Genomic DNA, 13,147 nt, shown 5'->3' on the forward strand with positions numbered 1-13,147 from the left:
CCATGACCAAACATTTAAAATATATACTGCTATCATCATCTATTTTACTGAGTGCCTGCAGTACCACTAAATTTCTGGCTCCCGGCCAAAAGCTTTACACTGGCGGCGAAGTAGTGATAAAAGACTCCGTTTTAAAAAAGAGCGAGAAAAAAGCTTTAAGTGAGGAACTTGGGGCTTTATTAAGGCCCGTGCCTAACAGTACTATATTAGGCATGCGTTTTAAACTTTGGCTGTATTTTAAAACCAAAACCAATAAAACCAAGGGGCTGGCCCACTGGCTTAATAAAAAGGGTGAGCCTCCTGTACTTGTAAGTTCAGTAAACCTTGAGCAAAACAGCAAGATCCTTCAAAACAGGCTGCAAAACGAAAGCTACTTCCAGGCGCAGGTAAGCGGCGATACAATAAGCAAAAAACCAACCTCAAAAGTTGCCAAAGCGGTTTATACAGCAGTAACCGGGCCGGGCTATAAAATCCGGAAGGTAGTATTTCCGCAGGGTAACCGCACTATCGATACCGCCGTAGCCGGAACATCGGCAAAAACACTGCTTAAAGTTGGCGATAAATACAACCTTGATGTTATTAAAACCGAACGCCTGCGTATTGATGCCCGGTTGAAAGAAGAAGGCTTTTATTATTTCTCACCCGAACATTTGATCATGCACGTGGATAGCACTATAGCCGGGCATCAGGTTGATATTTTTGTGGCTGTTAAAAATGAAACACCTGGTCGCGCCCAAAACATTTATACCATCAACAATATTTATGTGTATCCGAGTTACTCGTTAAGGGATACTTCGCTGATGAAGGATAAAGCTGTTTTTTATAAATGGTATAACATTGTTGAACGCCGTAACACTGTACATACTTATACTTTTGCCAATACGGTGCTGATGCGCCCGGGCCAGGTTTACAACCGTACCGCACATAACAACTCGCTTAACCGCTTCATTAATCTGGGTCCGTATAAATTTGTTAAAAACAGGTTTGAAGATGTATCTGCCGATTCATCAAAGCTGGATGTTTATTATTTTTTAACCCAGTATAAAAAGAAATCACTATCGCTTGATATCCTGGGCCGTACAACATCGGCCAACTATACGGGTACACAGGTTAACCTCAACTGGCTTAATCGCAACGCCTTTAAAGGTGCCGAAGCTTTAAAAGTAACCCTGTTTGGTAGTACCGACGTGCAGGCAGGGGGGCAAAATGCTGGCTATAATGTGTACCAGGCCGGTATTCAAACCACACTGTCGTGGCCACGCTTTATAGGGCCTATTTACCCGAAGGCTGCCGATGCTTATATCCCGCATACTAACCTGAGCCTGGGATATTCTATTGTAAACCGCCAAAAACTGTACAACTTAAATTCGTTTAACTTATCATTTGGTTATCAATGGCGCGAAACAGAACATCGTTCGCATGAGCTCAACCTCATCAATTTTCAATTTGTAAATCCGTTGAGTGTTTCTGACGAATATAAGGCAAGTATCAATCCGGCTAATGGCCCTGTTAATCCGGCCTTAAAGCATGTAATTGATAAGCAGTTTATATTAGGCCCAAGCTACAGCTATACCTTTACCAATACCAACGAAGATTACCGCACCAATACGTTTTATTACAATGGCAAAGTAACCCTCTCAAATAACATATATGGTTTGGTAACCGGTGCCGATAGTGCCGGTGGAAAACCTAAAAAACTTTTCGGCGCGATATTTAACCAGTTTGTAAAGTTCGAAAACGAGATCAGGTATTTCCATAAAACCGCACCCAACAGCACTATTGCCACAAGGTTCATAGTGGGTGTTGGTTTACCTTATGGTAACTCAAGCCAGTTGCCATACAGCCAGCAGTTTTTTATTGGCGGACCAAACAGTTTACGTGGATTTCGGGCAAGGGCTATTGGGCCGGGCTCATTTAATCCACAAACCGGCTTAGGTGCCGGAGGTTTCCTTGCAGATGAATCGGGCGATATCAAAATAGAAGCTAATATCGAATACCGCCCAAAATTGTTCAGCATTGTGCGTGGCGCATTATTTGTTGACGCAGGCAATATCTGGCTGCTGCACTCAAACAGCTTACAACCAGGAGCAGTGTTCGGCAATAAATTTTATAACGATTTTGCCGTTGATGCCGGCTTCGGCTTAAGGTTTGATTTAACCGTACTGGTATTGCGCACAGATTTAGGTATCCCTCTTCGTACACCATATGTACGTGTTAATGAGCCACGCTGGGATTTCAACTTTAACCGGAGTGTGTTTAACCTGGCAATCGGGTATCCGTTTTAATTTTACAGTCTAAATATAACGAAAATTAAGCTTAGCATATAGCATAGCGTCAAACAGCACAATTAGCCAAAAACTATTGTGCTGTTTGCTTTAATAGGCAATCAATCATACATATACGCGTCTGTCTTACACTGGATCGGCTCCCTCGCCATTTTCAAACCGTATTTCAATACAAATCATTTCTTTTTAAATTTATCGGTGATACAACAAAACAAAGCCATACACCGTATCATTGCATATTGATAAAAGCAGCGATGTATACAAATTATAGAATGCCGCTAAAAAGCCTTTTTTTTAAACTTTTAATATTAGCACTATTTCTATTCCCGGGCCGGGTATATGCCGACATTCCATATCAGTTAGTTTACCTGAAAAATTATAGCGCGCCTGATGGCCTGCCCAGTTCAAGGGTTAACTATTTAATGCAGGACAGCAGGGGTTTTATCTGGCTGGCCACCGATAAAGGCGTGAGCAGGTTTGACGGCCAGCACTTTAAAAACTTCACATCGGCCGATGGGCTGGAAAACAATGAGTGTTTCCGGATTGCCGAGGATAATTATCACCGGATCTTTTTTTACTGTAATAACTACCGGGTTTGTTATTATGAAAACGGACTTATACATAAGCTTAACTCATCTCAAAAAGTAATCGTTTTACCCTTCGCCAATTTCTTTTTTAACCGCTATAATGAGCTCTGTGTAAATTACAGGCTTAGTACCAAAGTATATCATTTTGAAGAGTTAAAATCGAAAAGACATGCTATCCGGTATTTGAACGGGTACATTTATGGTTCTGACGGAGAAGAGATCACCCTATCTGAAAACGACCTTGACATCCTCGAAGAAGAGCTTAAGGCCGGCCAGTTAAGTTTTCAAACCGCCAATAACAATATCAAACCTTACCGGTTGGCTTTACATCAAAATTATTTACTATTGATAACTAAAGACTGGGTACATGTTTATCGGTATCAAAAAACCGGGATCATCCCGCTCAATAAAATCTTTTTTACCGGGAATGTAACTTCAGTGTATCTTACCGGCAAAAATACGTTTGCCGTTACAACGGTAAAACAGGGCACCTACATTATTAACTACCTTACCGGCGAACGGAAAAATTACCTTAATAATAACATCACTACCGCCACGGTTATTGACCGGGAAAATAATTTATGGTTTGGCAGCTATGACAAAGGCTTTTTTCTATGTACCAATCCCGAAATAAAAATCATTAACAAAGAAAGCGGGCTGGCCAATGAAGATGTTTTAAAACTGGGTATTGCAGGAGGTTACCTGTTTACCGGGCATGTTTTAAGCACACTGAGTTATATGAAACTTGGGACAAATCAATCGTCATTAACAGGCACCATATCCATTAATCAAAACCGGTCTGACTTTAACCGGATAACCAGCCTGCTTACAATTCCGGGTAACAGGCTCATGATTGGTACCGATAATGGCTTATTCAGATTAGATATTTCCAACAAGAACCCGGCGTTATGGCATTCTGTAAAATACTTCTTTGGCCCTATAAAAGGAATTGCTCAACGGCCCGATAAAGAAATCTGTTTTATTTCACAAAATTCCGTTCTTGCATCGTCAGGTCAGCTCAAGCATAAACAAGGCTATGCTTTTGAAAATCTGCGTTTGACATCTCTTGCATGGTATAAAAATAACATGCTAATAGGTTCACTTTACGGATTATATAAGTTTACACCTAACACAAGCAAAACTCCCTATTACGCCAAAATACTGCCCAATAAAGGGATTGATGTTGTTAAATGCCTGGCATCAAATAATGAAGTATGTGCGATAGGCACCGAGGCAAAGGGGGTGTTTTTGCTGGCCGGCGAAAAAATTGTTCAATTTAGATCTCCTGCTATTTTTTCAGGCGATATCCGTAAACTGGTATGGACAGATGACAATACTTTATGGGTCTGTACCGCAAACGGTGTAAGCATTATCAGTTTCTATAATCATTATCAAAATTACCGCATAAGTTTGCTCAATACCAGTAACGGGCTACCCTCTGATAACGTTGCTGATGTAGTGCAGAACGGGCATGATTATTATATAGCCACCGATCAGGGCATAGCCGTCACTCAAAATTTAGGAAATACGAGCTTGCCTAAACCTGTGTTGATTAACGACGGGATACCCGGAACTCAAAGCAGCTTTACTTACGGCAGGCCTGTTGTTTTTAACTGCGTTGCCCTATCCTACAAAAGCATGGGTAAAATACAATACCGCTTCAGGCTTAAGGGGGTTGACAAAAATTGGAGCGTCGCGCCTTCCGGCGAAAAACGGTTCGACCTGCTGCCCCCCGGAAACTATGAGTTAGAAGCCGTGGCTGCCGACCGTTTTAACCAGTTAAGCCAGCCGCTCATTTTTAAATTTGACGTTATGCCTTTATGGTACCAACAGTTATGGCTACAGGTGGTGGCTGTATTAAGTGCCATAATCATCGCTTTCCTGCTGGTACGGAAATATTATCAATCCATCATCGGCTTACAAAAAAAGGACTATGAAAATGCCCTTGCCCTGCAGCGCGAACGACAGCGGATCAGCAGCGAGGTGCATGATGATTTAGGGGCAAGCATCTCCGGCATTAAGCTCAGGACCGAATTGCTCAGCCGCAAAACGGCCGATCAACCCGCTTTTAAGGAGATAGACGCTATTCATGAAGCCATCACCGATATATCTACCCAGGTAAGATTAATTATCTGGAGCCTTGATGCCGAAAACGACGAAGTAAGCAACCTGGCCGGCTTTATTCATAAACAAGCCATTAAAATATTTGAATACAGCAATATTGACCTTCATGTAAATACCTCCGTTAGCGAAACCCCGGTTACCATCAGCGGCGAAAAAAGGCGACAGGTATACCTCCTTGTTAAGGAAGTATTAAACAATATTGTCAAACATTCGGAGGCACAAAACGCGTTTCTGGAAATCAACCTTTACAAAAACCGGCTGCAGATCAGCATACGTGATGACGGGCGCGGATTTGACCCTGATGTGCGCAAACACGAAACCATGGGCATCCGGAATATTTACGCCCGGGCAAAAAGATTGAACGCCGAACTCAAAATTGATACCGCCCACGGTAAAGGCACATCCATCAGCCTTAAACTAAACCTTTAGCGTATACCCCATAATAGGTATTAAGAAACCCGGGATAATTTAGGAAATTAGCATTTTATATTTACCGCAAAGCATGCTCCAGATAATTTTGTTAGAGGATAATTTACACTACCGGCGTGGGCTGGAACAGATTATTCATGATATGAGCGGCGTAACTTTAATTGGTTCTTATCCCAATGCCGAAGCCGTATTAAAAAAAATTGATCTGCTTAAACCGGATATCTTTATAGTGGATATAAACCTCGAAGGCATGTCGGGCATTGAATTTATAAGGCGGGCCAAGCCATTTGTCCCGGATGCCGAATTTTTGATGTGCACCATCAACGACGACAACACCAATATTTTTGAATCCTTAAAGAGCGGCGCAACTGGCTATATGCTCAAAGAATCTTCGGCCGATGAGATCAGGAATGCCATTATCGAAATCGCGGCCGGCGGCTCGCCCATGAGCGCCTATATCTCGAGAAGGGTCATAGCATCATTCAATGCCGACGCCGATAAACCGCCTGCCCCTGCTGCCGAAAGCCTTACGGACCGCGAGGTTGAAGTACTTAACCACCTGGCCCGCGGCCTCCAGTACAAGGAAATCGCCGATCGCCTTGATATCTCTACCGGAACCGTTAAAAAACACATCCGCAATACCTACATCAAACTGCAGGTACAAAATAAAGTAGAAGCTATTAATAAATTTCGCGCAATCTGATATACCACTTTTTCAGTATTGCAGGGCTTAATGGTTAACGCTAATTTAGCGCTATAAAGAAACTAAAAGGCCTTGTTAAAATTAACTTCCCTGTTGGTGATCTTTAAAGCCTAAACCTTATCACAATTGAAAGATCACACCGTGAAAGATGTCATCTAATTAAATCCTAAAACTACTGCCGGATTTTTTTTCTAACAGGACCAATAATAATCACTGCTTTAATCTGCACATTTGCACATCTGTAATTGGCATACCTGCAATGATTATATCTGTCCCGCTCCGTATTATCGACCTGCATGACGACGGTTTCCACCCGCTGGTTGAAGTCGTATTGTTTGAAAAAACTTTTATCATGGTGCTGGACACCGGCGCGTCAAAAACTGCTTTTGATCAAACGGTGCTTTCCGAAGCCAATGAAACCATGAACATCTTAGCCAGCGATAAACTCTCCACGGGCCTCGGCACCAATACCATGGAATCTTTTACCGCAACAGTAAGTGACCTCCACATCGGCGACTTGCCTATAGCCGAATTTGAAGTAGCTGTACTTGATCTTTCCACTATTAATGCCGCATACGGCCAAATGGGGCACCCGCAGGTACTGGGTGTTTTGGGCGGAGATATTTTAATGAAATATAAAGCCGTTATTGATTATGGGAAACGGGTGCTAAAACTAAAAAAAGTCTGTCAAGCAAACGCGGTACCTTATCTATCCGAAGGTAAATTTTAATTGATTAACAGGGTTTGTTCCCAAAAACACCCGCTCGGTTAAACAAAGCTATAATTGCCATAATAGTCAAAATGACAATTATAATTTCGATATTAATCAAATAAAAAGATAATAATTCCTAAAAAGAATATTTTTTTGTTATTTTCTATTATTAAATCCATAACATTTTATTTATATATTGCGTATAAGTTAAAAGCGCTGGCCGGCTGCTGAAATTAATTCTTCTTTTACATCTAAAACGTAACGAAAACAATGAAAAGAAAACTATTATTAGGGATCGGACTAAGCGTGCTTGTCGGAATCTCTGTACTATTCTCCTGTTCAAAAGACAAGGCTGCAAAAACTACAACTACCAGCCCAACCGCTATCCCGGATGATGTACTGAAAAGCATTACAAACTTAGGGTTCAGCACAGATGAAGTGCGCAGGCAGGGCGATGGCTATCTTGTTGAAGGTGATATCCTGCTCACTAAAGCCAATTTAGCCGAAGCAAGCACCAGCCCTACTTTAAGAATTGCCGATGTTGAGCAGTACCGTACCACAAACCTGGTTAAAAATCTGCCCAGAACAGTAACCGTCTCAGTTACAAACCTGCCTACTGTTTACCTTAACGCGGCTACCGCGGCAGTTGCACGTTACAATGCTTTAAACCTCACGCTTAAATTTCAAATGGTTAGCAGCGGCGGCACAATCGACATCATCGGCTTTAACGAGGGGCCAAGCGGTGGTTATATCACCTTAGGTTCATCAGGCTTCCCGACTTCATCTGGCGACCCGTATAACCAGATCCAGATGAACACCAACGAACAAGCTTATGGCACAAACCCTGATCTGGGTTATGTAACATCAGTTATTCAACACGAGTTGGGCCATTGTATCGGTTTCCGTCATACCGACTATATGAACCGCGCGTTCAGCTGCGGCGGCCGACATGTAAACGAAGGTTCGGCAGGCATAGGCGCTATCAACATTCCGGGCACACCAACCAAGGCGGATGCCGGCTCTTGGATGTTAGCCTGCTCAAGCGGTACCGACCGTACGTTTAATGCCAACGATCAGATAGCTTTAAATTATTTATACTAATAACGCCTATAGTTGTTTTTACATTTCAACTAAATAGCTTTATCAATAAAGGGGATGCTGCAGCTCCCCTTTATTGGTTTGATCACATTACCGCCTATGACAAAAAGAATACCTGTTACCGTATTACTCCTTTTTTTATGCTTTAAAGTGTCATGGTCACAAAAACACATGAGCGACGAGGCAATTGCTTCACTTTATAAGGCAACATCTTTATCTCCGCAAAAAAATCCCAACCAGTATTACCTTGTAAAATTTAAAGATCCAGCACATATCGATAACCGGAAATACAATATCATCAAACGGGTTTCCTATAACTATTATGTAGTATCATCAGCCTCGGCTGTCAAAAGCGATGCTAATATTATAGATAACAGCGCCGCTTCCCCCATCTGGAAAGCTTCGGATAAACTTGCGAAGAACTGGAAGCAGCATCCGGCACGCACACAAGCCGTCGAGGTTGCCGTTACCGCTGTCAATGACACGGTTATCAACCACATCCAACAATCCGGAGCCATTACAGGTCAAACCGGCAACCTAATACGTCTTAACATTAAATTAGAAAACCTGCCTGCCTTACTTCAGCAGGACTATATTTTATTTGCCAATGAAGTGCGCCAACCTCATGCAGAACTTGCCATTAGCGATATTGATCTTGGTTTAAATACCATGTCGTCCATAGGGGCTAATTTTCCGGGCATAACCGGATCCGGCATTAACATTTCGGTAAAAGAAGACCGCTATGATAATGATCTCGACCTGTTAGGCCGTAGCTTTACATCCTTTAAAGCCTCTGATATCACATCGGGCCATGCTACCACCATGGCAACACTCATAGGCGGCAACGGCAACTCATATATCAAAGGCTTGGGAGTTGCTCCTAAGGTAAATTTCACCTCATCATCTTTTGCGCAATTAATGCCCGACAGCACTACCATTTTTAAATCATTCAGAATTTCGGTACAAAACCACTCGTACGGTACCGGCATTGAAAATTATTATGGGGCCGAAAGTGCCGCTTATGATCAGCAGATTTTTGAAAATGATTCGCTGGTGCATGTATTTTCATCGGGCAATATCGGCAATTCGGCACCTGAAAGCGGAGTTTACAGCGGTATAAGCGGGGTAGCCAATCTCTCCGGCGACTTTAAGCAGGCTAAAAATGTATTGGTGGTTGGCGGTACCGGCAGGACGGGTGTCCCCGAATCCTTAAGCTCGGCCGGCCCAGCATACGATGGCCGCATCAAACCCGAATTGATCGCGGATGGTGAAGATGGCACGTCTGGCGCGGCAGCCCTGGTATCAGGCACGGTAGCTTTGCTGCAACAAGCTTATAAAACACAATATAAACAACTGCCATCTACCGCGCTTATAAAAAGCGTGCTCATTAACTCGGCCGATGAAACAGGCTCATCCGGCCCCAACCATAAAACAGGCTATGGTTCGTTGAATGCATTGGAAGCATTACGCACCATCAATGAAAAACGCATTTTTACCGGCTCGGTTAGCAATGCTACACAAACAGACTATTCCATAACTGTCCCAGTAAATTGCAGGGAGCTTAAAGTTTCGTTAGCCTGGAATGACCCCGCAGCAGCTGTTAATGCACCATGGGCATTGGTAAATGATCTCGATCTTACTGTCACCACACCATCCGGGCAGCAAATTTTACCATGGGTGCTCAGCAGCTTCCCCTCTGCCGATTCGTTATCTGCCCCGGCAAAAAGACGAACAGATACCTTAAACAATGCAGAACAGGTAATTTTACAAAACCCGGCAGCCGGCACATACATAGTGCATGTTAAAGGCAGAAGGATTACTAACAGTGCTCAAAAATTTCATATTGCTCATCAGGAGACTATATCAAACCGGTTCGAATGGATCTACCCCTCGGTTGGCGACCAGCTTTTTGCCGGCGAGGATAATTACCTGAGATGGCAAAGCTCTTTCAATACCGCATCGGGTACAATAAGCGTTAGCTATGATCATGGCCAAACCTGGCAGGCCATTAATAATGCCACCCTTAAAAACCGCTATTATACCTGGACAACGCCCGATGTTTTTACCAAAACTATGCTTAAAATGGATATCGGGAGTCAAACTTTTACCAGCGCGGAATTCAGTATTTCAAAACCTTTAACACTTGATATAGGGTATAATTGCGTCAGTGGCACACTCCTGCAATGGAAACCCCAGCCAGGAAGCACAGGCTACAACATTTATACAATTAAAGATAACCTGCTTCAAAAACTTGTATCAACAGCCGATACCAGCATCATTATACCCGCGCAACAACAAACTTCAACTTATTTTGCGGTGAGCGCCACAGGTAATAGCTTTGAAGGCCTAAAAAGTTATACCATTAATGCTACCACGCAGGGAGTTGGCTGCTATGTAAAAACACTACTGGCAAACGTGGTTAACAATACCATTGTGCTCAACCTGCAGTTGGGCAGCGTTTATAATCTTAAATCCATCACCTGGGAAAAAACAACAGCTGCGGGCCAATACGTTACTTTAGATACCATCCCGCTTAGTACAGCGGTGGATTACATATACGCCGACAATAATCCCCGACGGGGCAAACAATATTACCGGGCAAAACTCACCACAATTAACGGCAATATCATTTACTCCAACATAGCCGATGCTGTTTATTTACAGCCCAACCAATTTGTTATATACCCCAACCCTGTTGCCGGCCAAATCCATATCATCAGCGGCGATATCAATAATTACGAATTTAAACTATACAGCATCGATGGTAAGTTAACCCTGGTTAAAAGCATCAATGAACTACAAAACACCATCCCCGTAAATCTCGTGGCAGGCGTGTATGTTTATACCATCGAACTAAATGGCAAAGTAGTTTATAACGGTAAGCTGATAAGTAAAAAGCCCTCCGGTTAACCGGAGGGCTTTATATACTTGTTTATTGAAAATTATTGATTAACAAACCTTTTAGCGTTTACTTTACGCTCGTTTTCGGTTAAGTAGATTTTACGTAAACGCATGCTTTGCGGCGTAACTTCGATGTATTCGTCAGCCTGGATATACTCCATCGATTCTTCTAACGAGAATTTGATAGCCGGTGCAATACGAACGTTGTCATCACTACCTGATGCACGCATGTTGGTTAACTGTTTACCTTTAACAACGTTGATCACCAAATCGTTATCGCGGATGTGCTCACCCAGGATCTGACCTTCGTAAATATCAACACCCGGATCAACGAAGAAACGGCCACGGTCTTGCAATTTGTCAATCGCATAAGCAGTTGTGTTGCCTTTTTCCATCGAGATCAATACACCGTTTGAACGGCCAGGGATTGGCCCTTTCCATGGTTCGTAAGCTTTAAAGCGGTGCGCCATGATAGCTTCACCGGCAGTAGCAGTTAATACGTTGTTACGTAAACCGATGATACCGCGTGAAGGAATTTCAAACTCTAAGTGCTGTAAATCACCTTTTGGCTCCATGATCAACAGGTCACCTTTACGTTGTGTTACCAGTTCAATTACTTTACCGGCAACTTCGCCAGGTACGTCAACTATCAGGGTTTCAACCGGCTCACATTTAACGCCGTCAATGTGTTTAACGATAACCTGCGGCTGACCTACCTGTAACTCGTAACCTTCACGGCGCATAGTTTCGATCAATACCGACAAGTGAAGGATACCACGGCCATAAACCAGGTATGAATCAGGCGATTCAGTTTCAACAACCTTAAGTGCCAGGTTTTTCTCCATCTCTTTGTACAGACGGTCGCGTACGTGGCGTGAGGTAACAAATTTACCTTCTTTACCAAAGAAAGGTGAGTTATTGATGGTGAACAACATGTTCATGGTTGGCTCATCAATTTTGATAACCTCTAATTGCTCAGGGTTTTCAAAATCAGCAATGGTATCACCGATATCAAAACCGTCGATACCAACTACAGCACAGATATCGCCCGATTTTACTTCGGTAGCTTTTACTTTACCCAAACCTTCGAAAGTGTAAAGTTCTTTGATCCTTGATTTCTGGATAGTGCCATCACGTTTTACCAACGACACCGGCATGTTTTCTTTGATAGTACCGCGGGCAACACGGCCGATAGCAATACGACCTACGAAAGATGAATAATCTAACGAAGTGATCTGCATTTGCAGTGTTCCTTCAGCGATAGGTGCAGGCGGAATGTTTTCCAGGATAGCATCCATCAACGGGAATATATCTTCCGTTGTTTTTTTCCAATCTGTGCTCATCCAGCCTTGTTTTGATGAACCGTAGATAACCGGAAAATCCAGCTGCTCTTCGGTAGCTTCAAGGTTGAAGAATAATTCAAAAATCTGTTCGTAAACTTCTTCAGGGCGGCAGTTCTCTTTATCAACTTTGTTTACAACCACAATTGGCTTAAGGCCTAAAGCCAAAGCTTTTTGAGTTACGAAACGAGTTTGAGGCATGGCACCTTCAAAAGCGTCGCAAAGTAATAATACACCATCGGCCATTTTCAATACACGCTCAACCTCGCCACCAAAATCGGCGTGACCAGGGGTATCAATAATGTTGATCTTAACATCTTTATACCTTACAGATACGTTTTTTGAAACGATGGTAATACCACGCTCACGTTCAAGGTCATTGTTGTCAAGGATTAACTCTCCGGTTTGCTCATTGTCCCTGAAAATGGCACAGCTGTGCAGGATTTTATCAACCAAAGTAGTTTTACCGTGGTCAACGTGCGCGATGATCGCAATATTTCTGATTTTTTGCATGAAAATGCCTCTCTAAATTTGGCGCAAAGGTAAGGTTAAATTATGAGATTATAAAGCATTTAGCGGTTATTGTTTACAATTAACATTGAGTTTACCAAAGTACGCTTGCAGGGCAGGCTTTGAAGTGTTGATCAGCCGAAATGATCGTAAGATTTTCAGAGATAGCCTGCGAGATAATAAGGCGGTCAAAAGGATCTCCGTGATGATGAGGCAGAGATATTAATTTACTTAAATGATAATGTGCTATATCAAGAACCTCAAATTGCTTCCCTATCAAATAGCTATAAAAATTCCCATAACCAATTTCGATATTAAGCTTTTTTAAAGAAACATTGATAGCCATCTCCCATAGTGATGCCATGCTTATATATCATTGGTTATCGGGGTTTTCAATTAATTGCTTGGCTGTTTTAGATAGTCTGTCATCAGAAGCTTGAAACCAAAGAATTGCTTGT

At 42.6% G+C, this 13,147-nt stretch carries 8 protein-coding genes; 6 read left to right on the forward strand and 2 right to left on the reverse strand.

Annotated features, from left to right (window positions below):
- Window positions 1-2: 2 nt before the first annotated feature.
- The 6 genes from tamL (at window position 3) to DIU38_RS18855 (ending at window position 10,848) form a co-directional block, all read left to right on the forward strand.
- Window positions 3-2,285, forward strand: coding sequence for a translocation and assembly module lipoprotein TamL (gene tamL, locus DIU38_RS18830; protein WP_112653337.1), 2,283 nt, complete (start codon window positions 3-5; stop codon window positions 2,283-2,285).
- A gap of 254 nt (window positions 2,286-2,539) precedes the next feature.
- Window positions 2,540-5,425: a sensor histidine kinase gene (locus DIU38_RS18835; protein WP_149354123.1), complete on the forward strand. Its 2,886-nt coding sequence runs from the start codon at window positions 2,540-2,542 to the stop codon at window positions 5,423-5,425.
- Window positions 5,426-5,498: 73 nt separating this feature from the next.
- A complete protein-coding gene (locus tag DIU38_RS18840) occupies window positions 5,499-6,128 on the forward strand; it encodes a LuxR C-terminal-related transcriptional regulator (RefSeq protein ID WP_091175861.1) in 630 nt (209 codons plus the stop codon).
- Between the two features lie 259 nt (window positions 6,129-6,387).
- Window positions 6,388-6,858: an aspartyl protease family protein gene (locus DIU38_RS18845; RefSeq protein ID WP_317131806.1), complete on the forward strand. Its 471-nt coding sequence runs from the start codon at window positions 6,388-6,390 to the stop codon at window positions 6,856-6,858.
- A gap of 252 nt (window positions 6,859-7,110) precedes the next feature.
- On the forward strand, window positions 7,111-7,941 hold the full coding sequence (locus DIU38_RS18850; RefSeq protein WP_091175858.1) for a M57 family metalloprotease: 831 nt from the start codon (window positions 7,111-7,113) through the stop codon (window positions 7,939-7,941).
- Between the two features lie 96 nt (window positions 7,942-8,037).
- Window positions 8,038-10,848, forward strand: coding sequence for a S8 family peptidase (locus tag DIU38_RS18855; protein WP_167516225.1), 2,811 nt, complete (start codon window positions 8,038-8,040; stop codon window positions 10,846-10,848).
- A 32-nt stretch (window positions 10,849-10,880) separates the two neighbouring features.
- Here DIU38_RS18855 and typA read toward each other — a convergent pair whose 3' ends face one another.
- Together typA and DIU38_RS18865 are read right to left on the reverse strand one after the other, a co-directional pair.
- A complete protein-coding gene (typA, locus tag DIU38_RS18860; RefSeq protein WP_112654833.1) occupies window positions 10,881-12,692 on the reverse strand; it encodes a translational GTPase TypA in 1,812 nt (603 codons plus the stop codon).
- A gap of 91 nt (window positions 12,693-12,783) precedes the next feature.
- Complete coding sequence (locus DIU38_RS18865; protein WP_112654834.1) at window positions 12,784-13,053, reverse strand: type II toxin-antitoxin system VapC family toxin; 270 nt, start codon at window positions 13,051-13,053, stop codon at window positions 12,784-12,786.
- Window positions 13,054-13,147 lie beyond the last annotated feature (94 nt).

The sequence above is a fragment of the Mucilaginibacter metallidurans genome (assembly GCF_003286435.2).
GTDB lineage: Bacteria > Bacteroidota > Bacteroidia > Sphingobacteriales > Sphingobacteriaceae > Mucilaginibacter > Mucilaginibacter gossypii.

Excerpts from the sequence above, each read along its gene's own strand:
- typA (WP_112654833.1), bottom strand. The coding sequence starts at position 12,692 with ATGCAAAAAATCAGAAATATTGCGATCATCGCGCACGTTGACCACGGT.
- DIU38_RS18840 (WP_091175861.1), top strand. The coding sequence starts at position 5,499 with ATGCTCCAGATAATTTTGTTAGAGGATAATTTACACTACCGGCGTGGG.
- DIU38_RS18865 (WP_112654834.1), bottom strand. The coding sequence starts at position 13,053 with ATGGCATCACTATGGGAGATGGCTATCAATGTTTCTTTAAAAAAGCTT.
- DIU38_RS18845 (WP_317131806.1), top strand. The coding sequence starts at position 6,388 with ATGATTATATCTGTCCCGCTCCGTATTATCGACCTGCATGACGACGGT.
- DIU38_RS18855 (WP_167516225.1), top strand. The coding sequence starts at position 8,038 with ATGACAAAAAGAATACCTGTTACCGTATTACTCCTTTTTTTATGCTTT.
- tamL (WP_112653337.1), top strand. The coding sequence starts at position 3 with ATGACCAAACATTTAAAATATATACTGCTATCATCATCTATTTTACTG.
- DIU38_RS18835 (WP_149354123.1), top strand. The coding sequence starts at position 2,540 with ATGTATACAAATTATAGAATGCCGCTAAAAAGCCTTTTTTTTAAACTT.
- DIU38_RS18850 (WP_091175858.1), top strand. The coding sequence starts at position 7,111 with ATGAAAAGAAAACTATTATTAGGGATCGGACTAAGCGTGCTTGTCGGA.